At 56.6% G+C, this 21235-nt stretch carries 17 protein-coding genes; 12 read left to right on the top strand and 5 right to left on the bottom strand.

Features of this window, described 5'->3' with window-relative positions:
• The first annotated feature begins 22 nt into the window (after positions 1–22).
• The gene (locus LGR44_RS01740; protein ID WP_226736560.1) at positions 23–1183 is read left to right on the top strand and encodes a polysaccharide deacetylase family protein; all 1161 of its coding nucleotides are present in this window, start codon (positions 23–25) and stop codon (positions 1181–1183) included.
• Positions 1180–2448, top strand: coding sequence for a glycosyltransferase family 4 protein (locus LGR44_RS01735; RefSeq protein WP_226736558.1), 1269 nt, complete (start codon positions 1180–1182; stop codon positions 2446–2448). The genes LGR44_RS01740 and LGR44_RS01735 overlap by 4 nt, the downstream gene beginning before the upstream one ends.
• 26 nt (positions 2449–2474) lie before the next feature.
• Here LGR44_RS01735 and LGR44_RS01730 read toward each other — a convergent pair whose 3' ends face one another.
• Positions 2475–3446, bottom strand: coding sequence for a glycosyltransferase (locus LGR44_RS01730; protein WP_264196300.1), 972 nt, complete (start codon positions 3444–3446; stop codon positions 2475–2477).
• Positions 3447–3770: 324 nt separating this feature from the next.
• On the opposite strand from LGR44_RS01730, the gene LGR44_RS01725 reads away from it, so the two are divergent.
• The 4 genes from LGR44_RS01725 to LGR44_RS01710 all read left to right on the top strand — a co-directional run bounded on the left by LGR44_RS01725 (position 3771) and on the right by LGR44_RS01710 (position 9054).
• On the top strand, positions 3771–4859 hold the full coding sequence (locus LGR44_RS01725; protein WP_226736556.1) for an AraC family transcriptional regulator: 1089 nt from the start codon (positions 3771–3773) through the stop codon (positions 4857–4859).
• A gap of 236 nt (positions 4860–5095) precedes the next feature.
• Entirely contained in the window at positions 5096–6385 is a 1290-nt protein-coding gene (locus LGR44_RS01720; protein WP_226736554.1) for a GNAT family N-acetyltransferase, read from the top strand.
• 170 nt (positions 6386–6555) lie between these two features.
• On the top strand, positions 6556–7785 hold the full coding sequence (locus tag LGR44_RS01715) for a polysaccharide biosynthesis/export family protein (protein WP_226736552.1): 1230 nt from the start codon (positions 6556–6558) through the stop codon (positions 7783–7785).
• Positions 7786–7875: 90 nt separating this feature from the next.
• Entirely contained in the window at positions 7876–9054 is a 1179-nt protein-coding gene (locus LGR44_RS01710) for a GNAT family N-acetyltransferase (protein WP_226736550.1), read from the top strand.
• Positions 9055–9112: 58 nt separating this feature from the next.
• On the opposite strand, the gene LGR44_RS01705 is transcribed toward LGR44_RS01710, so the two are convergent.
• Positions 9113–10804: a GNAT family N-acetyltransferase gene (locus tag LGR44_RS01705; RefSeq protein WP_226736548.1), complete on the bottom strand. Its 1692-nt coding sequence runs from the start codon at positions 10802–10804 to the stop codon at positions 9113–9115.
• A 325-nt stretch (positions 10805–11129) separates the two neighbouring features.
• Here LGR44_RS01705 and LGR44_RS21895 point away from each other — a divergent pair, with 325 nt between their 5' ends.
• From LGR44_RS21895 to LGR44_RS01685, 4 genes are all read left to right on the top strand, one after another.
• A complete protein-coding gene (locus LGR44_RS21895) occupies positions 11130–12449 on the top strand; it encodes a sugar transferase (protein ID WP_226736546.1) in 1320 nt (439 codons plus the stop codon).
• A gap of 262 nt (positions 12450–12711) precedes the next feature.
• Complete coding sequence (locus tag LGR44_RS01695; RefSeq protein WP_226736544.1) at positions 12712–13713, top strand: GNAT family N-acetyltransferase; 1002 nt, start codon at positions 12712–12714, stop codon at positions 13711–13713.
• Between the two features lie 207 nt (positions 13714–13920).
• Positions 13921–14697, top strand: coding sequence for a heparin lyase I family protein (locus LGR44_RS01690; RefSeq protein ID WP_226736542.1), 777 nt, complete (start codon positions 13921–13923; stop codon positions 14695–14697).
• A gap of 264 nt (positions 14698–14961) precedes the next feature.
• Entirely contained in the window at positions 14962–15681 is a 720-nt protein-coding gene (locus LGR44_RS01685; protein WP_226736540.1) for a LuxR C-terminal-related transcriptional regulator, read from the top strand.
• 133 nt (positions 15682–15814) lie between these two features.
• Here the strand turns inward: LGR44_RS01685 and LGR44_RS01680 are convergent, their stop codons facing one another.
• Complete coding sequence (locus tag LGR44_RS01680; protein ID WP_226736538.1) at positions 15815–16129, bottom strand: DUF6894 family protein; 315 nt, start codon at positions 16127–16129, stop codon at positions 15815–15817.
• A 437-nt stretch (positions 16130–16566) separates the two neighbouring features.
• Between LGR44_RS01680 and LGR44_RS01675 the strand changes: the two genes are divergently transcribed.
• Positions 16567–17289 (top strand): LuxR C-terminal-related transcriptional regulator, encoded by a 723-nt coding sequence (locus LGR44_RS01675; protein WP_226736535.1) that lies wholly within the window; start codon positions 16567–16569, stop codon positions 17287–17289.
• Positions 17290–17314: 25 nt separating this feature from the next.
• Here the strand turns inward: LGR44_RS01675 and LGR44_RS01670 are convergent, their stop codons facing one another.
• Complete coding sequence (locus LGR44_RS01670) at positions 17315–18241, bottom strand: NAD-dependent epimerase/dehydratase family protein (protein WP_226736533.1); 927 nt, start codon at positions 18239–18241, stop codon at positions 17315–17317.
• 264 nt (positions 18242–18505) lie between these two features.
• On the opposite strand from LGR44_RS01670, the gene LGR44_RS01665 reads away from it, so the two are divergent.
• Complete coding sequence (locus LGR44_RS01665; protein ID WP_226736532.1) at positions 18506–19597, top strand: mannose-1-phosphate guanylyltransferase/mannose-6-phosphate isomerase; 1092 nt, start codon at positions 18506–18508, stop codon at positions 19595–19597.
• Here LGR44_RS01665 and LGR44_RS01660 read toward each other — a convergent pair.
• A complete protein-coding gene (locus LGR44_RS01660) occupies positions 19594–21234 on the bottom strand; it encodes a GMC family oxidoreductase (protein ID WP_226736530.1) in 1641 nt (546 codons plus the stop codon). The two genes, LGR44_RS01665 and LGR44_RS01660, sit on opposite strands and share 4 nt — an antisense overlap.
• Between the last annotated feature and the right edge of the window lies 1 nt (position 21235).

Raw genomic sequence — 21235 nt, 5'->3', positions numbered from 1 at the left:
GTAACGGACACGAGAGGATACAGTGAGCCATTCATCGAGCAGCTTCGGGCGCCAGGTTCACAAGGATGGATCAGCGGGGATTCTCCCGCACTCGTTGCTTGCTGCCGGCTCCGCTGGTGCGGGGCGTTTGATCAGGCTCCTGTCGACCAACTGGCTGACCGTCATCTGCTACCACCGCGTCCTAGTGCCGGGAGACTTGCTCTTTCAAGGCTACAAGCCGACAATTAGTGCGACGCGGGACAATTTTGCGCAGCAGATGGATTTCCTGCGTATGCATTACAACCCTATCTCTCTGCGTGACCTCGTCGCTTGGCTTGACGAGGGACGGGCAATGCCGCCACGTCCGGTCATCGTTACGTTCGATGATGGTTATCGGGACAATGGAAGCATTGCATGGCCCATCATGCAGGATCGCGGCATTCCTGCCGTTATATTCCTGGCAACGAATCACATTGGAACAGGGCGACCCTTCATCTGGGATCTCGCCGCCTATCTCTTCTCGAAGGCAGCTCCGGGCACGTTCGACCTCCCACTGATCGGGCAGGCGGAGCTTCGGGCAGCGGCAGAGCGCGATGCCGCAACCGACGCGTGGGTGGAGGCCGTTAAGCGCCAGCCTGGATCGAAAAGAACAGATGCCGTTCATGAACTGTCTGTTGCGCTGGATGTGCCCATCCCGTCCCCCAATACGTTCGAGCATCTCTATCTCAACTGGTCCGAGGTTCGAGATCTCGCCCGGCAAGGGGTAGAGTTCGGCGCTCACACGCACACGCATCCGATTCTGACGAGCCTGCCGCAGGAGGAGGCTTCCAGGGAGATCGCCACGTCGGTTGAGCATTTGACGCGTCATCTCGGCGCCAAGCCGCTGGGTTTCGCTTATCCGAATGGTTCCGTAAGAGACTACTCGGCAGCGCATGGAGGAGCGGTCGAAGCTGAAGGGCTTCCACTGGCGTTCAGTCTGGAGCCGGGACCGGTATCCCTTTCACAGGTGCCGCGGCGCCGGATGGCTGTTCCTCGGGTTTACGTCGGAATGCAGGATACAATGCCTCGCTTCATCGCAAAGCTGGCGGGCTTGGCTCGGGTCAGCCATGTCGTCCGTCCTCCGCAATCAACTGCATATCCCTTAAACCGCCTGAAGGTCGCCTTCGAGGCGCGAAGTCAAACACGTGGAGCTGGTTGTTCATGAGAATCATCTATCTTCACCAATACTTTTTCACTCGGTCGATGATTGGAGTTGCCGGCAACCGTTCCTACGAGTTCGCGCGACGCTTGGTGGCGATGGGGCATCAGGTCGAGATGGTGACATCTTATACCCATGCACGGGAGAATGATCCTGCGGAGTGGTTCGAGACAGTGGAGGAAGGAATTCGCGTTCACTGGCTCCCTGTTCCGTACTCGAACAAGATGGGCTTCAGAAAGCGGATACAGGCGTTCTTCCGCTTTGCGGTCGGCGCATCTCGGAAAGCTGCGTCGATCGACGCAGATGTCGTATTTGCAACCAGCGGACCGCTGACCATTGCACTTCCCGGCATTTATGCCTCTTGGCTGCGTAAGGTCCCGATGGTGTTCGAAGTGCGTGACCTTTGGCCCGAGGGTGCCATTCAGCTCGGAGTTCTTACCAATCCAATTGGGAAGAGGCTGGCTCGCGGACTTGAACGTCTGGCATATGGCTGGGCCCGTCATATTGTGGCGCTTTCTCCCGGAATGCGGGACGGTATTGTAGATGCGGGGGTTCCCGAGAATAAGATCACGGTCATCCCAAACGCTGCGGACTTGGACCTTTTCCATCCGGACATCGATGGCAGCGAGATGAAGAAGAGTATCGGGATTCAGGGGCGCTTTTCGCTCGCGTATATAGGAACGATGGGACTCGCCAACGGTCTTGGGTTCGTCTTGGACGCAGCCGCTGAACTGAAGCGGCGGAACGAAAACGATATCGTCTTCGTCTTGCACGGGGATGGGATGGAGCGAGCAAATCTTGAGGCGCGCGCAATCCGGGAGGGGCTCGATAATGTCGTTTTCTCCGGCCCGACGCCTAAGCACCTTACAGCCGAGGTAGTTGCGACAGCCGACGTCTGCATGACGATCTTCAAGAATGTTCCGGTGCTTCGAACCTGCTCTCCCAATAAGTTGTTCGACGCACTAGCCGCAGGCAAGCCGATCCTCACCAATATGCCAGGGTGGTTAGGTGAGATTGCCGAGGGGCATAGAACGGGTGTTCTCGTAGAGCCGGATAATGCTTCTGACTTCGCCGACAAGGCTGTTTGGATGCGCGACAATCCGCAAACGTTATTGGAGTTTCAGCATAATGCGCGCCGTCTTGCAGAGGAGCAGTTTTCGAGAGATGTGTTAGCGCGGCGTCTTGAGGCGACTCTTGCGCAGGCTATGGCGCCGTCCTCACGCCACGCGCCTGTGAAGATCGTGCCTGCAGGCAAGGGTGAGCCTACATAGGGATGTTATCTCTTGCAAACTATCGCTTATCGGGCCGGCATCAAGCTCTGATAGATCGATAGAACCCTGCTTGTCGTGTTCTCTTCCGATACATCGCCAGCCCGAGTCGAGCCATTGGAACGAGCCCCTGTCTTCAACACATCAATAATTGCCTCCCCAATGACCTTCGGGTCCGAAGGGACGATTCTGGAGGGTTCAACGCCCGCCAGGAGTTCTTTTACGTCGCCCACGTCAACTGAGACGACAGGCAGATTGCAGGCAAGGGCCTCCTTGACGACCGTGGGAGATCCCTCCCAGTCGCTCGTGAGGAGTAAGCAGTCGCATCCATTCATATAGAGCGGGATCTGCTCTGGAGCGACTTTGCTGACCGGGACGAGATCAATGTCGGGAATAGCTGATCGAGCGTGATCGATCGCGCTCTCCGCGAGCGAGAGGCGTTTGCCCGCTGGGCGCCCCCCAAGATTGAAGAAGACCAGTTTGCTGTCCAGGCTCCATCCGAGCTTCCGCCGAGCCTCAAGTTGCGGGATCGGCTTGAACAACGAAAGATCGACGCCATCGAAGATGATGGAGGTGGGGCAGGGGCGAGCCCAAAGCCTGTCTTGGAGCTGCTGACTGACGCATATCACATGTTTTGCTCGTAGCACCGAAACTTGGGAGAAGAGACGACCTACCAGGCTCCGCAGAAAGCCGATGTCGCTTGTCGGGTTCAAATCGCTGCCACGGAAGCTGATGACGAGTGGGTGCGCCGATCCCATCGCGCAGAAAAGCGCCGTCATCGTGCCATAGTGGGCATGCACGACATCGGGATCGAACTGCTTGACGGCTTGCCTGAACCGTCTCAGTTCTCGAAAGACTTCACTGGGCGATGTGCGCGAGGAAAGGAAGAAGGTCCTTACCTTCACGCCTCTCTTCTCGAGAGACGACATTTGGCGCCTGGCGAAAACCATGCTGCTCCGGTCGTTCTCATCGCCTGGAATGACGGCTAACACCCTTGGCATGGCAGCTGCGGAGTTCGGACCGCTCCAAGCGGTATGAGTTGCATTCTCGCTATCGTGGAGCATCTTTCAGCCGTGCCTGTTCCAACTTCGGATAAGAGTCGCGCGCCTGCACGCCGTAGGACAACGAGCATTTCGCCGCTTCGCCCCAGGATGCCCCACAGACTACTTGACTGCCACAGAAGACGTCAGGCTTGTAAGGAGTAGTACCAAGGTGGGTTGGCTCCGTCGTCCATCGGCATTGTTGACTGCTTTCCCTCGTGCGAGACTACATCCCCGGCGCTGATGAAAGGCGTCAATGATTGCTGTCACCGTTAGGCGTCTGACATGCCTCGGGGTAGGAACGACCAGTTACCGAGAGACGCTCCCGTCAGATCTCCGACTACAACCGGAGTGCTCTCAAAGCTTGCCGCGGATCGGGCCGCTCTCGTGGGGTTGGACGTAGGTCATTTATTCCGTAAGGCTGGAATTTCAGCCGTGACGGCAACCGGTTCGGAGAGCCGGATTAATGTTCGCAATCAAATTGAGTTTCTCAACGTCACTGCAGAGGCCCTCCAGGACAAGTTGCTGGGGTTCCATCTTGCCAGAGAAAGCGACCTGCGAGAGCTTGGCGCACTCTATTACGTGATGGCTTCGGCCGCTAAACTGGGTGAGACTGTCGACTATGCAGTGCGGTACAGCTTCGTCATCAACGATGCGATTCAAATCCACAAAGCGGCAAACTCACTGTCTATGGAGTTCGAGCATGTAGGCGTGGAGCGCCACATCGATACTCACCAGATCGAATTCTGGGCGACAAGTCTTCTACGTATGGCAAGGATCTTCACAGGACGGGAACTCGTTCCCGTCTCGGCTGAGTTTCTTCATCAGAGCAAGGGCGATGTGTCCGAGCTGGAGCGATACTATGGATGCGGGGTCAATTTCGGATCTCAAAGGGACAGAATCGTCTTCGACCCACAGGATGCTGAACTGCGTAATGCAACGGCAGACCCATTCCTGAACAAATTTCTAGTCGAGTACTATGAAGGGATCCTTGACCGCCGACAGCTGAAACAAAACCCTCTCCGTATCCGGGTCGAGAATGCTATCACTCCTCGCCTGCCGCACGGTGCGGCAGTCGTCGGCAATATCGCGAGCGATCTCGGTATGAGCGCGCGGACGCTGTCGAGAAGGCTTGCCGAAGAGGGGCTGACATTCAGCGGAATCCTCGACGATATTCGTTCAAATCTTGCTATTCGGTATCTGCAGAACAACGATCTGTCGATCTCCCAAATTGCGTGGCTCCTCGGTTACACAGAGGTGAGTTCGTTCGTCCACGCTTTCCAGCGTTGGACAGGAAAATCACCGACTCATTTGAGACGACAGATTGTGCAGGGCGATGGCACGGAGGAAAATCACAAAGTGGATTCACAGTAGGTTCTTCGCCTCGAGTGACAGCTCCTCTGGCAAGGATACCGATGTCACCTCAGGGTTTGTCGACGATCTGCCTCCATATGGGCATATAGGGTTACTCCTTCTGTGGGTGCCATGTTCTATAGAAATTCCCTCAGCGGGTGCGCTAGATTAGAACTGCTTAAGTAACCCGGCGAGCGCATAATACTCTGTAAGACCACGGATACTGGAGCCACTTCGACTGCTGAGGAGAGGCGATTGTGGAATCTTTGCGGACAATCGTTCCTGAATCTGGCGATGTAGGTTTGCCCTATCACGAGCTTATGGGCTCGGACTCCGCCAGATTTGCCGATTTGTCAGTCATCACGAGTGTTGACGACCTTGCTAGCTACACTGCGGATCTAGAGGACCTTGCGAGCGATCTAGCTGTTCAGAACCCTTCCTATGAGCCGTGGGTATTACTCCCTATCGTTAGAGCTTCTGCCGAACGCCGCAGCTTCGTGTTCGTGCTGGCTTTCGAAAGTCACCGGGTGCACGGGCGGCGGTTGGTTGGCTTTTTTCCATTTGAACGGATTTCGATACATTCTTTGATGCCCGTTTCGTGCCTTCGGCTTTGGGCAGATCCTTTCAATTATCTCAATGCCAGATGCGATCCGCTTATCAGGTGCGGAAATGAAGCCTGCATCCAGGACATGCTCAATTGGTTCATGCAGGGCGGTGCCCATGCAGAATTGCTCAATCTGCGCGGCTTGACGGATGGAACTTCCATTGCAGCCGCCGTTACGCGCTACCTGTCGACATCAGAGCTGACGCATACTCACAGCACCATCGAATCTCACCTCTACCGGCGCCATTCTGATGCAAAATCTTACATGGATCACGTCTTCTCCACAAAAAGCCAGCAAACTTTGCGCCGGTACGAGAGGCGTCTGCGGGAGCTGGGGCCCATAGAATACTCGGACGTGACGGAGCATACGGATATCGAGGTGCTGGCCGACGAGTTCATCGACCTGGAGGACAGGGGATGGAAGGGGCAGCAAGGAGTATCTGTTGCCTCTTACGGCCATCGCGATCTCGTCAAGGGTATCCTTTTAGAGGCACACAGACGCAATCGCCTCTCACTGCTGACGCTGCGCATTGCGAAGAAGGTCATCGCCGCACGATGCGTGGTTCTGGCGAAGCCAGGCAGTTTCCTGTTCAAGCTGACGTATGATGAGAGCGAGACCTACTCGAAGCGATCGCCCGGTCTCCTGTTGGAGCTGGAAGCCATCCGCAGAATGCATTCGGACGGTGAGTTGCTCGGTCATCAGGTCGAGTGGATGGATACCTGCGCGTCGCCCTATTCGTCGATCTTCGGCAGAAGCCGATCCGATGCGCTGAAGGTTCACCGGTTTCTGGTCGCGAGGCCAAGAACCATTGGGGCGATAATGCTCGCGATGCTGCCGCACATGTTGATCCTGAGGGATGCGCTCCGGACGCACGGTTCGCAACTTGTGCATCGGGTGAAAGCTTGGCGCACGCGAAGAGGAGGTGTTCGCGGTGCCACTTAGGACTTGCGTAGAAACGAGCTCCCGTTCAGCCGCCGGTTCTCGGGAAGTCCCCGTTTCGATATCCATCGATCCTGCGCCCAGCCACCTCTTGTGGGCTGAACTGCAGGCAGCCACTCGGGATAGTGTTGATGATGTTCAATCGTAGGAAGTGCCGAAGCGAGCCGAATGGTATGCGCCAGTTGATCCTGATGGCCATAATGCTGGCTCTCTTCATTCCGAGGACGGCATTGGCGGACTATCTCGTGGCGCCCGGGGACACTCTCGAAATTTCGATAGCCAGCCTGCCGGAGTTTCGCCAGAGAACGCAGGTCAACATGGAGGGGCAGATCACTTATCCTCTTGTAGGCAGCATTGGCGTCGCAGGTCTCTCTCTGAGCGATATACAGACAAAGCTGAAGAACGAGTTGGCCAACAAATCAGTCCGCAGCCGTTCTTCCGACGGAACCGAGAGGATCGTCTACGTCTATCCGGAGGAGGTATCCGTCGTCATTGCTGAGTATCGCCCTGTCTATGTCAATGGCGACGTGTCAAAGCCTGGCGAACTACCCTACCGTCCCCGCATGACGGTACGGCAGGCTATAGCTCTCGCCGGAGGCCTGGACACGCTGAGGTTCCGGACACGAGATCCTAACCTTGAGGAGGTGGATCTACGGACAGAGAGTAATCTCCTGCGCGAAGAGCTGATGAGGCAAGAGGTGCTGGTAGCGCGTTTAGCTGCCGAGCTGAAGGGCGAGCCTGAGTTTCAGGTCCGCGATGAGGAGGCTGCGGCTCAGCCGATATCAAGGAACGAAAGGGCTCAGGCTGAGGAACTCAAGCTCGCCCTGATCGATCACGACCGGGAAATAAAATCTCTTGGGCGATCACTGGAGCAAACGCAAGCACAGGCCGCTACGCTCGGACGTCTGCAGGAGCAGCTGACGAAAAGCTATGAGCAGCAGGCGGAGGAGGTCGCCAGGTTAAGGTCATCGTTCGAGCGAGGTCTCGCTTCTGTCGCACGCATCGCGGAAGAGCAAAGAGCCCTCGCATTCGCATCCGAGCGCCTGCTGCAGACCGAGGCGCAGTTGAGCTTGGTAAAGAAGGATGAAGAGGAGCAGCGTCGGCAGTTGCAGAAGGCCGAAGACCAGCGGCGTTTGAAGCTCATGCGCGACCTGCAAGAGGCTGAAACGAAGCTCCATGACCTTAAGGCAAAGATCCGAGCTGCCGATGAAAAGATTCTTTACGTTGGTTCCCTCAGGTCCCGGTTAGCGTCGGATTCGCTCGGCAGGCCCCGCGTCCAGATCTTCCGAAACAGCAAGCAAGCCTGGGAGGGACGTGAAGTCGATGAGGACACGGAGCTTGTGCCCGGAGACGTTGTAGAAGTCACCCTGCGGCAAGCCCCAGCGATGAGGGCTCTGCCATAGTCTGGCTCAGCCGTCATGATCTCGGCATGTAGGACTCGAACTGTCCTCATCGGTAAATCCACTGCCGCAGAACTTTTTGGAATCTGGTAGATGCAGAATCTGCAGAAGGCTTCGACTTCACACGCTGCGAATTTCCGCCTTCTGCGGGCTGCAGACGTTCGGCCAGAGGACATTTCGGCCTGGAAGACGCTCGTGCAGGAGGCTGTCGAGCCGAATCCGTTCTTCGAGCCTGAATTCGTACTGCCGTTGTCTGAGGCACGGCCGGAAGACAATGTGCACTTGGTGGTCGTGGAACAGGCCAACCGTTGGACTTTTTGCTTGCCTGTCGTCATCAGGTGGGGGTGGCGCAAGATGCCAGTGCCCGTCATGGCGACATGGCTCAGTCAGTATACTTTCCTTGGAACGCCCTTGATAGCAGCCAGCGAAGGGCCAGCACCCCTGCTTAGGTTGCTTCAGGGAGTGCAGCACGCGCGCGCCGGCCTTTTGGTCTTCGAGTGGGTTGCCGCTAATGGGCCTGTTTCGTCAATGCTGAGGCAGGTGCTGTCGCAATGTGGCAGCCCGTTTGTCCAATGGGAGCGGTATGAACGCGCCGCTCTAGGCCGAGACGTGACGTGCAATCCGCATCTATCGAATAAACGGCGCGCGGAATTGGGGCGGAAGCGAAGAGCTCTAGAACGAGAATGTGGTGGTGTGCTGAAGCTCGTTGACCGAACAGGAGATCCATCCGCAGTCGACGAGTTTCTGGAATTGGAGGCGTCAGGCTGGAAGGGGAGTGAAGGCACTGCAATCGCGTCCCGTGCGGCGGACATCGCATTCTTCCGTAAGGCTTGCAGCGCCATGGCGGAGGCGGGCCATCTGCAGATGCTGGCTCTGATGGGGAATCGAGCGGTAGCGATGCAGTGCAATTTCGTCTCCGGAAACAGCCTTTTCGGCTTCAGGATGTGCTATGATGAGACGCTTTCCCGCTTCTCTCCGGGTGCGTTGTTGCTGTTCGATGCGATTACTCACTTTTACGATAGCAAGGCCGTTTGGTTCGACTCCTGTACTGCTCCGGATAATGAACTGTGCAACCGTCTGATGCATGAGCGTCAGACGATCGAGACACTCCTCGTCGGAGGCGCGGATCCTATCGGAACGACGCTGGTGGTCACGATGCGAACCGCGTCAGTCCTGCGGCAGGCACGGGGCAACATGAGGAGCGCAGGACGCTTATTGAGCTCTCGCCGCTGGATGCATCATCTGCGTGTGCGGCAGGCCGGCAGTGGTTGAGGTTGAGCCGAGATACTCGCCTGAGCCGGATTTGGACGATCGCTGCAGATAATCCTGCTCACATCGAAACAGCTCTTCGGATCGCGGCATCATCCAACTCGTTGCGAGGCGTCATCTCGTGCTGAGGGGAATGCGCGTCTGCATCTGCTGGAACCAGGATCGTCTCTACATTCGGTTCTGCTGCTGCATCGGCTAGACGCTGTTCCAGCGAGAGTTGCGCGAGGCCGCGTTTGCGTGCTTCGGGGTGAGTATAGTCGTCCAGCAGCACACAGGAATTTAGCGGCGCCTCAATTGTATCAAAGGGGGCGACCTTGTGACCGCTCTTCGGCAGGCTGAGCCAAGAACAATGCAGGAGAACGCCGCCCTCCACGATTGTGTACGCGCGGTCGCCCGCCTCAAGTCGCTGTGAGGCTGCGAGAAGAAACTCCATCTTGCTTCGGTCATTCCTGCTTTCGGGTTCATAGCACAAAAGATCCGAAATGCAGTTGATGTTGCAGACGTTCCTGGAGCTGATCTGGCGCGCGCGCTCCAGCGAGACGGTGTTGAAGTGCATGATGGGGAGTCTGCCGGTCCTATAGGTCGATCGCAGAAGTCCGTCCGGGAGCAGACCACGCAAGCCATAGCGGGAGATTTGCTTTCGATATGAGCTCAGAGCCTGCCCATGACGGCCCAGAGCCTGAGTTGCTGCCGCACGGATCCGTACCCTGAGCCAGTGCCAGAGGAAATCGAAACGGTCGAGATGGACGCTAAGCACATATACCTGATCGTAATGATCTGCCGAGCGATCCTTGTACATATCGCCGCCTGGAGTCAGGTCGAGCTCCAAGAGGCCCTGCCTCCCAAGGGTCTGCGCCAGAAGAAGGATGAGGATCTTTCCAGGGGAGTGTTCAGCGAGAAAAGGGGAATGTGCCAGAACCCCAACCGAGACCGACGTGCGGCTGATCAGGCCGATATTGGCGGCGGCTACGGCATCGCCCACTTTCAAAATCGAGACATGTGCGATGCCCGGCTTTTCCAGAAGCTTCAAACAGAACTCTCTCTTCTGGGGGTCCTCTTTGAAGGGCAGAGACGAGTTTATGGCTCCTTGGCGCAGGTCGCAATACTCGGCAATCGAGTCGATATAACGCTCGAGCTCGCTGCGTGTCCGAACCTCAACGAGCGACAGGGGAGCTGTCTTCCTGAGACGGTTGATGCGGCTCTTATTGCTTTTCTTCCTCAATGAATCTTCGACAGAGCTGCCAGGCCCAAGTGTCAGGACCGGGCGCTTCTTCTCGACGATGAATGCTCGCGAGTTGTGCCGCGCCTTGTTGCACCACTGCACCGGGGAGCCAGGCGGAAGATATTGGAGGTGCAGCCGACATCCGGGAAAATCCGATGCCAGAACATCCAAAGCTGCCTCTATGAACGACGTGGAATTGAGATCCGTCGCAATCCAAACCTGATATTCAGCCTGCTCGGCACCCACGTGAACAATCTTGCCGGACGCTCTCTCAATCGCGAGGGGTAGAAGTCCAATAAGTCGTCCGACCTCATCGTGTTCTACGATGAGAAGGGGTTCAAAGCGCGCGATGTAGGCTGCAAACCAAGCTTCAGCGAAGCCTGGGGATTGGCATGCGGTGCTCCAAGGGCATTGTTTGACAAGCGCAGACCAAGCCTGTTCGAAGGCCTCGTTGATCAACAGTTCTCCGGCCATCTCTCCACGGATCAGGTCAACGCTGGATCTCCAGGGGTAAATACTTGAGCCGGTCATGCTGTATTTCCCGCGAAAATACGATGGTAAGAGCTATCTTCAGCGGTTCTATGAGAATAGATTGCAAAAGCAAGCTCTAAGGGGGGAAATTTCTATCATAAATATTTTACAATCGCATACAAAGCGTGATCAAGCGATAAAAGAATATCTGAAATGATAATGGGTATATTCTGCTGAGTAATGTGAACTACCACCTCAGTATATTTGAACTTCTATAGAATAGGCTGGTTGTCCAGCATATCATGCTCCATAACGTGCAAAGCATCGACATCTGTCTTTTTTGAGGCGGCTGGTTCCATAGAGCGGAACGATCGGGAGGTCATCTGTGGCGAATAGTTCCAAGATTCCCCTCCAGAGCACTGCGAGAGGAACTGGGCTCAGCCCCGCCTATGTGCCTGCGGAAAGGCCTCTCCGCCTGTTCATCGGGCCGGCGATTGCCGCTTTGATAGGGCTGCTTTGTTCGATCCAGTCTGCCTTGTTCCTAGGCTTCATCCTCGGCCTAGGCCCATCGGATTCTCGAATCGTTCTTACTATCGTCACCGTAACGGCGCTCAATACATCGGCGGTGGTCACGATTGCCGCATTCGCCCAAAGGGGCTCCACGTCGCGGCTGCTTCTGGCTTTCATATTTAGTTTTATTGCACATTTTACCTGGTTCGCATTTGCTGCAGGGCTGAAGCAGGACATCGCCTGGAGTTTCGTGCCGGCGACGTACATTGCAGCGGTGGCCTGCAGCATCGCCGTAGATCCATTGCGAAGGATTGCTCGACCGCGAAAGATCGGAGCTGTCGCTGCTGGTCTGTCGCCGGAGATCCTGCGGCGGCTTGATGTGGGCGTCGAGATCATCTCCGATCCTGCCGCTGCCGTTTCCCGGTACGATGTCATACTCGTGGACTTCGGCGTGGCGTTGCCGCCGGAATGGACGCGATACATCTCCTTGGCGGCCATGTCGAACTGCGAGCTTCGTCATGTCCGCAACTATGTGATCGACCGTTCCGCATACCTCCTGCCTGAGGATGTCGAGCCTGATGTCCTTCGGCATCATCTTCAAAGAAGCGCGTCATATGCACCGCTCAAACGCTGTATCGATATTGGCGCCTCGCTTCTGATGGCGCCAATAGCTTTCATGCTGGGCGGTGCAGCGGCTTTGGCGATTGCCGTCACTATGGGGCGCCCGATTATTTTCGCTCAGGACAGAGTGGGGCGGAACGGCCGAATATTCCGCATGTACAAACTGCGTACGATGAGCGTGCATAATACGGGTGGCAAACAGATTGCGACCTCAAAGAGCGACTGCAGGGTAACACCACTCGGCAAGGTGCTTCGCCGCTACCGGATCGACGAGTTGCCGCAACTTTTCAATATCTTGAAAGGCGATATGAGCCTAATCGGGCCTCGGCCGGAGCAGCCCCAGCTCGTCTCGGAGTACCAGCAGATCATCCCCCATTACGATCTGCGTCACGCCGTACAGCCGGGGCTCTCCGGTTGGGCTCAGGTCAGCTACGGATATGCATCCACGGTCGAAGAAACGCGCGCGAAACTGACATACGACCTGTTCTACGTTCGGGAGTACGGTCTATCCCTTGATGTCGAGATCGCCGTCGCAACGATCTGGACGCTTCTGGCGGGTCGAAATGTCCGGTAACGCCATGGCAGTCGCAGACATTCCAGTCGCCTCTCCTCGCGCATACGCTGAGCGGGCGGACGGGGAGCTGAGGGTGACGACGGCCTCTAATGTCGCAGACCTCGCTCCACATATCGATTGTTGGAACGAGCTCGCCTCAAAGGCTCCTCAGCGGATTCCCTGTCTGATGCCAGGGTGGGTCAAGGCCTTTCTGGAGCATCGCGTAAAGCCTGGGGAGCATTGGCTCTGTAGCTTCGCCTACGAAGGAGAGAGACTCGTCGGTGTGCTGCCTGTCATTGCCAGAGCGCACCCGCTTCTTGGTACGCGCCGGCCCGTACTGCATACGCTGTATGACGACTTGACACCATCTGGTGATGTCTTGCTGGCTCCCGACCGTGCGGAGGCGGCGCTGCAGTCGCTTTTCTCAGAGCTTCGAAATCTGATCCCTGGTCACCTCGGTCTCACCTTGAGCGGAGTTCGGCAGGGATCTCCTGTTCTGCGGGCCCTCCAACATGGTGCGGATGGCTACGTCAGGTATCGTGGCACACGTTCCTCATACTCATATCTCAATGTGCAAGGCGATTACGGACAGTACTTCGCGGGTCTGGGAAATATGCGCCGCAATCTCAAGCGGTTCCGCAAGAAGCTCGAAGGGCATGGGTCCGTCCTGGTTGAGCTCAGGAAAGGCTACCCGGCGGCAAGTGAGCTCCTAGGCGAGTTCATAGAGCTCGAGGCATCCGGCTGGAAGGGGCGCAATGGAACGGCGATGGCCGATAATCCTGGAGCGGTCGCGTTCTACAAAGCCTTGGCAGAAAACCTGGGGTCGGATGAGGAGTTCGAATGGTATGTCATTCGGGTCAACAATCGTGTCGTGGCGGCTCAAATGTGCATCCGATGCGGCGAGGCTCTTATGCTGGCCAAGATCGCTTTCGACGAAACCTATGCGGATTGCAGGCCCGGTCATCTCCTGACGGGTGAAGTCTTGAGGGATGTTTTCTCTCGCCAGGATGTCGCGGAGGTGAACCATCTCAGCAATGCCGACTGGGAAGGATTCTGGAGGATGAGCCATGACGAATACGTCGATGTTCATCTCGTGCGAAAAAGCGCTATGTCCACGCTGTTTCAAATGCCTCGCGCGGCGGTACATTTCGCCTACCAAAGTTATGTCCGCCCACGGATCCCGCAGAGGATCAAGAGGATCTATCGCGCGTTCAAGCGAAGAGGCGATCGAAAGCCGCTGCGCAGCGCCACCAGTCGCTCCGTCAGGCAGGATGAGAAGAGATAGACGGCCGAGTTCCAGGTGGCTTCACCTTGCCGGAATCTGAGGGCCACGCTCGAAGCTGCCGAAACGATTCTACGGGGGGCGAACACAGGAGCTCCCACAATTCTGTCAGCTAAGCGAGCAGAGGAGGCCGGCATGAGGAACATTGGAATCAAGTCTGTGGCGAGGGCCTCTGGATCATGGCTTTCTGGGATTCTCCTGACCACGTACATGCTGCTCTCTGCAACAGTTGCGACGGCCTCGGACTGGCGGCCTGTCATCGCACCTCTCACCATAGGCGGGCATTATTACGAGCCGGCCTCGGCAGCCTCGAATCATCAAGCGATCCAGCTATCCAAATCTCAGACTGCCCTGCTTCGTTTTACGGTCCGCCGAGGGGAGAACTCACGCTGGGATGCGAAAGAAGGATCTGCTGTCGACAGAGCTGAGCTCACGGGGTGGGCTCAACCTAATCCTCTTGGGAAAGATGTCTGGATCTCCTATGCCCAAAGAATTCTCCCGGGAGAGCCGGTAACATCAAGATGGTGTGTGATCGGCCAGATGCATGCCACGACCCAGGCTGGCGACCGGGGCTCTTCACCGCCGTTCGCCTTGCAGTTGCTGCCTGGCGATGTGTTCATGATATCGACTCGCTACGTTGCCGCGGCAAGACATACAGTTAATCCGGACGAGACGATCCGTTATTCCGGCGCCATTGAACGGGACCGCTGGTATCGGCATGTGTTCCGCTTGCGCTTCGGCTACAAGGGCGATGCCATTCTTCAGTGGTGGCGCGACGGCGTGTTGATGCTCGACCTAACCGATTTCTCCATGGGGTATAATGACCCTGAAGGGCCATACTGGCAGTTTGGGATCTATCGGAATACCTCTCCAGAGGATCTAACGATCGAGTACCGCGATGTCGAAGTCAGTCAGACCTCCTTGGCTCACCGGATCGCTCCGCCTTTATCAAAAGAAACTGCGTCAGACCTGAAATTGATGAGGTAGCTTGCAGGGTATTGGCAGCTCCCAGCGGCGCCTTTAGTCATGAGGAGGGGCGCGGAACTATTTACGCTCTTGGGTAATAAGCGCGGAATTGTGTATTATTGAGCCCGTAAAGTCGCGTGCTGCTAAACAGAAATATTAAGCTTTTACTCCTCACGTTGGCGGTCCTGTACCTCAAAAGCGCTAGAGCCTACTCCTTTTTCATCAATAGTCGCAAAGAGGTTAATTTGTATAATTGAGGACAGATTTCAAAAAAGGATCTTTCGCATGACACGATCTGCGTCGCTGGTGCCAACGATCCTTGTTTGTAAAAACTCAATGCTTCGAGAAGGGCTGAAGCATACTCTTTCGACTACTCGCTTCAGGGTGTGCTCGGAGGGTGATGGTGACGGTCAGGATGAGACTGACAAGGCTCCATCCCTGTTCGTTGTCGATATCAATCTTCACCAGCAAGCCACTTCCGATTTCATCCGGGATATCAAGAGCCGCTACCCGACTTGCCGCACAGTTGTGTTGGCCGAAGAGTTCGATCTGCAAAGCATGATGTCAATGCTGCAGTCCGGAGCCGACGGCTACTGCCTTTCGACGGTGTCGTGTGAAGTCTTGGTCAAATATCTCGATCTCGTCATGTTGGGAGAAAAAGTATTCCCGTCGACTTCCGTGCTCATGGATTTGTCGGCAGGAAAGCTCTCGCGTGTAGAGCGGCCAGTATCAGCCGAGACGCCGGACAATTTGCAGATTATCTCAGCCGGAGCTCCCATTCGAACGCTGTCAAGCCGAGAGGCGGAGATTCTGCATTGTCTGATGCAGGGCGCCCCCAATAAGATTATTGCGCGAAAGCTTGAAGTTGCGGAAGCCACTGTGAAGGTTCACATCAAGGCGATTCTCAGAAAGATCCGCGTCACGAACCGCACACAGGCTGCTATGTGGGCTGTTGCGCACCTCCCGGCCGCCGGCGCATCCGACGAGTCTTGGACATCCCGCTGAAGGGTTTGGTTTATGACAGGTGCGAAGCGCGCGAGGTTCTTTGTATTGCTCGATATGAAGAGCCGTCCTGGGCCGTCGGGGCGGGGGGTTGAAATTGACTTTCCCTATGAAAGCGCGTCCAGGGTGTTGGAGATCAGTGCAGGACACCGCCGAGATTGATCGTGAACAGAATGTTCCCGAATGCATCGGTAACTTCGAGGCTCCAATTCGCCCATTCGTTCGAAGCCGAGTCGTCCTCGTCTCGCAATTCGTCTATTGCTTTCAGGGCCTGGATACGGGCTTGCTCGATGTCCCTGACTTCAATCCCATCCTGGTCTGTGATTTTCTCGCTGCCATTTACGAGGTTGAAGTAGCATCTCATCGTTAGGGGCAGAGTCTCCCGCGCAGATTCTGAAATGGTGTTTCTGTGAACTTTAGCGGCCATGCTGTCAGCGCCGATTTCTAACATGTGTTAAGTCTACAGATTTTCACTGTCCAGCCCGATCTGCAGATCTTCCTACGCTCATGCTGTGGTGCAATTCACCCGCAGGAGGTACACACGTACCGAATCGCAGGCTCAGTGCAGCAAGCTTGACCGATTTAGCTCCGTAGCAGGAACCAACCCGGAGGCTTGCCTCAAGGTGGGTTCGAATAAACGTCCCTTACCGTAAATGAAGTTTTGCATCCTGCAAAGAATTTAATGTTTTTATAGCCTTTCGGACCTCAGTCCAATTGTCCTGAAAGATTTTGTAAGTTAATTTTCTGAGTGATGGGATGTTCGCTGAAGCGGTTGGCGAGCAGGGGCCAGAGGGCTCTAAGATGCGGAAGAATTACGACCAAGACTCTTTGTCCGATCAGAGCGGATCCGAAAGTGGTACATACACGAGATCTGCGGAGGAAACTCAGGTGGGTGATCCGAACGGTGCGGTGGGTGCTCGACTGCAGATTGTCCCAACCCTCTTGGTTGAGCCCAATACATTGCTGAGAGAGGGGCTGAAGAGGATACTATCGGAGACGCCTTATAGTCCCGTTGCATCTGCAGCAAGTCTCGACGAAGTTCGAGGCACCTGGGCAGCCGGCGCCGATCCTTTTCTGCTGATCATGGACGCTGCCAACGATCACGATTCAAAGTGCAATCAGGTCTCGCAGCTCAAGGCGGATCTGCCGACCGCGCGTGTGGTCATGCTCGTCGACTACTACGATCTGAAGCGCGTTCTAGCTGCTTTCCAGGCGGGAGCCGATGGCTATCTCGTCAAGTCTGTCTCATGCGAGGTTCTTGTCAAATCACTCGACCTCGTCATGCTCGGGGAGGCTGTCTTTCCGTCCGCTATCCTCAATCTCCTGCGCGAGCATTCGGCCGTAGAGGATGAAAGCAGTGCCGAGCAGCAGGATGACGACCAGGAAAGCCCTCCCAGAGGCCTGTCTGTTCGCGAGACTGTCATTCTCCGTTGCCTCATGGAGGGTGATTCGAACAAGCTGATCGCACGAAAGTTCGATATCACGGAGGCCACGGTCAAGGTCCACGTCAAGGCGATTCTCCGCAAGATCCGCGCCAAGAATCGGACACAAGCCGCTATCTGGGCAGCAAGTCATCTGCCGTCGAACGGCCGCGGCGCAGCGAGGTCGTAATCGGGATGAGGACGCTTGTCCGTCCTCATCCCGATGCCATGATCGACTGCAGCCCCTCTCGCAGAGATGTGGAAGGCATCAAGCCGAGTATGTCTTTGAGGCGGGAGGGATCGCCGACGGAGATCATGATGTCCCCGGCTCGTGCCGGTCCATTGGCGACGGTCAACCCTGGCTGAACCAGATCGGCGACGGAGTCGGCAAGCTTTCGGATCGAGGTCGCCTGTCCGGTGCAGACATTGCTGATTTCCGCAGACGCGGTTCTTTGATCAAGCAGTCGCTCCATGGCTCTGCGGCATGCTTTGACGGCATCGGCGACGAAGACGAAATCCCGCACCTGATCTCCCGTTCCGTGGATGAGGACGGGAGCTCCATTGAGAGCGTTGCGCATGAAGACCGCGATCACGCCGGAGTAGGGCGAGTGCGGATCCTGTCGCGGGCCGTATATATTGAAAAAACGAAGACCGAAGGATCTCAGGTCTCTCGTCCTCGCACCGGCTGCTGCGTGCAGCTCCATCGCGTATTTGTCGGCGCCATAGGCCGAGATCGGTCTTTTTGGAGCGTCCTCATCGATGGGGGTTCGATCAACGTCGCCGTAGATCGCTGACGAGGAGGCATAGACAACGGGGATATTGTGCTCCGCAGCCAGTTCGAAGATGCCGACTGAGGCGGAGAGATTGATGCTGTGGGAGTCGCGCCACTGCTGGGTGCATTTGGGGACCGATGCGACTGCGGCCAGATGAAAGATGCCGGTACATCCTCGGGCTGCTTCCTGGAGCAAGGAGCCATCCCTGATATCTCCCACGATCAACTCCGCAGCCTCTGTCAGATTGCTGCGATGGCCTGTCGAAAGGTTGTCGAGAACAACAACCTCAGCTCCATCGCCAACCAAGGCCTCTGCCAAATGGGAGCCAATGAAGCCGCAACCGCCGGTTAGCAGAAAGCGCTCGGGCATCGCACACCTCTCGGCAGGTTTTGTTGCGGGAAACGGTCGGCTGAAACTCGTGATCCAGCCAAATCAGGATTTTCAGATCCTTCTTCCACTTTATGAGAACTAGGGATTCTTGCCCAGTCGTACGGGGGATATCTCCTGCGGTAGTTCTTTTTTGAGGATGGCCGATTCATCCCTTGAGTTAGTCGCACAAGCCGATATGTTACTATGATTCATTTTTGGCCTGCTGGGGCAAAGGGAGCAGGCAGCAGCCGTGCCTGTGCGAATATGGGTAAGATCATCCCGGTTCTGCTTTCCGGAGGCGTCGGGGCTCGCTTGTGGCCTCTGTCGGATCGAGTGAGGCCCAAGCAGTTCCTGCCCCTGATTGGATCAATGTCTCCCTTTCAGGAGGCTGTTCAGCGTGTTTGTTGCCCGTCGCTGTTCGAAGCGCCTTTGATCATCGCTTCTCTCAAACATCAGTCTCTTGTTGCGGAGCAAATCCGTTCGGCAGGTAATGCGGTCTCAAAGATCATTCTTGAGCCTACTGGGCGCAATACTGCTCCAGCAGCTACCATTGCAGCCATGATTGCTGCCCGGACAGATCCTGATGGCATCATGTTGCTGATGCCTACGGATCATTCGATTTCCGATATTGATGGGTTTCGTTCAACAGTAGCAGCAGGGCTAGAAGCCGCCAAAGCAGGCGCTTTCGTACTGTTCGGGATAAGCCCCAACGCTCCAAGCACGGGGTTCGGCTATGTCCATATTGGCAAATCCCAGACGGATGGTTCCGCCCCTCGCAAGGTGCTTGCGTTCAAGGAAAAGCCTGATGCGGAGACAGCAGCGGCCTATCTGCGCTCCGGTGAATACCTCTGGAACAGCGGCATTTTTCTGCTTCCAGTCCGTGAATTCCTGGCCGAGATGGAAAGGCTGGAGCCTGGGCTTCTACGGTCATGTGAGATCGCACTTGCATCCTGCGAGACTGATCAGGGCTGCCTTCGTCTCGATGCGCAGGCCTATGCCGAAGTGCCGAGCCTCTCCATCGATCATGCGGTCATGGAGAAGACCGATCGGGCTGTTATCCTGGAGGCACAATTTAGCTGGCGCGATCTCGGGACGTGGTCGGCTCTTTGGGAAGCCAGTGCGAAGAACCAGGACGGTACTGCTGCTCATGGCGAGACCATTCTGTGCGAGACGCGAAATTGCTATGTCCGATCAGAGGGACCGGTGATTGCGGCGCTAGGAATTCAGGGCCTCGTAGTGGTGGCGACGCAGGAGATCGTCCTTATCATGGATAAGAGACGTGATCAGGAAATCACGGCGCTCGTCGAACTCCATGAACTGTCCCCGGGGTCTAAGCCTGGCGAAGTCAGGCGCTAAGCGGACCGCAAGAGCTGCGTGTTCTGTGCAGTCTGATCTTCCAGGATCATGGCAGCGCCCTTCTCGGCAATCATCATCGTTGGCGAGTTCGTGTTGCCGCTGGTGATGGCCGGCATCACGGAGGCGTCGATGACCCGAAGCCCTTCGATACCCCGGACCCGCAGGCGGGAATCTGTGACGGCGAGCGGGTCGTTCTCCGTTCCCATTTTAGCTGTGCCGACTGGATGGAAGATTGTGGTTCCGATATCGCGCGCGCCATGAAGTAGTTCTTCGTCGGTCGTCAGGTGGGCGCCCGGCCTGTATTCCTGAGGGTTGTATCTTTGCAGAGCTGGCATCGAGACAATCCTTCGCACGAGGCGCAGCGCGTCAACAGCAACCTGCTGATCTTCCAAGGTGGCGAGATAGTTCGGCCTGATCGAGGGAGGAGCCGACGGATCCGGGCTCCTGAGTTTGACGCTGCCGCGGCTGGTCGGGCGGAGGTTGCAGACGCTCGCCGTAAAGGCCGGGAACGGATGAGGCTCCTCTCCGAATTTGTCGAGCGACAGGGGCTGAATGTGAAATTGGAGGTTCGGAGTGGCGTAATCGGGTGAGGAGCGGGTGAAGGCGCCAAGCTGCGATGGCGCCATGGTCAGCGGGCCCCGCCGAAACAGCGCGTATTCCAGTGCCATATAGCCCTTCTTCACCCAGGAGCGATAATCCTCGTTCAGGGTTCGGACTCCCTCGACGCGGTAGATCGGACGAAGCTGGAGATGGTCCTGGAGGTTCTCGCCCACTCCGGGGAGATGATAGAGCACTTCGATGCCGTTTTGCTGCAGCAGGGCACCGTCTCCGATGCCGGAAAGCTGGAGCAGTTTAGGCGAGGCAATGGCGCCCGCCGATAGAATGACCTCGCGCCTTGCCCGGATCTGGCGCAGTTGGCCGTTCTGGAGAAACTCGACACCGACAGCCCGTCGGCCTTCGAAGAGAATGCGCGTGGCATGCGCATGTGTTTCGACCTTCAGGTTCTGGCGCGAGAGCGCCGGTCTGAGGAAGCCTCGGGCGGCGGACCAGCGCCGACCGTTCTTCTGGTTCACGTGAAAGTAGGCCACGCCCTCGTTGCTTCCTGTGTTGAAGTCCTCCGTGCGAGGGATGCCAGCTTCGACGGCAGCCTCGATGAAGGAATCCAACAGCTCCCAACGTATGCGCGGCTGATCCACGCGCCACTCGCCACCGGCGCCGTGGTGCTCTCCTTCGCCGAGATAATGGTCCAGGTGCCGACGGAAGATACCCCTGACGTCGTCCCAGCCCCAGCCCTCGAGGCCCATCTGGCGCCAGTTGTCGTAATCCTCTCGCTGCCCTCTCATGTAGATCATGGCATTGATGGCCGAGCATCCTCCAAGGACCTTGCCGCGTGGATAGTTGAGGGCACGCCCGTTCAATCCGGGCTCTTCCTCTGTCTTGAACATCCAGTCCGCGCGAGGGTTGCCGATCGCGAACAGGTAGCCGACGGGAATATGAAACCAGATCCAGTTATCCTTGCCGCCGGCCTCGAGCAGGCAGACGGTATTTCTCGCATCCCTGGATAGCCTGTTGGCGAGAACGCAGCCCGCCGACCCTGCGCCGACGATCACATAATCGTAAAAATCGTTTGCTGACATG

Source organism: Microvirga lenta (genome assembly GCF_020532555.1).
Lineage (GTDB): Bacteria > Pseudomonadota > Alphaproteobacteria > Rhizobiales > Beijerinckiaceae > Microvirga > Microvirga lenta.
Note: the sequence above shows the minus strand (reverse complement) of the source record. Positions and strands in the feature narration are given on the sequence as shown.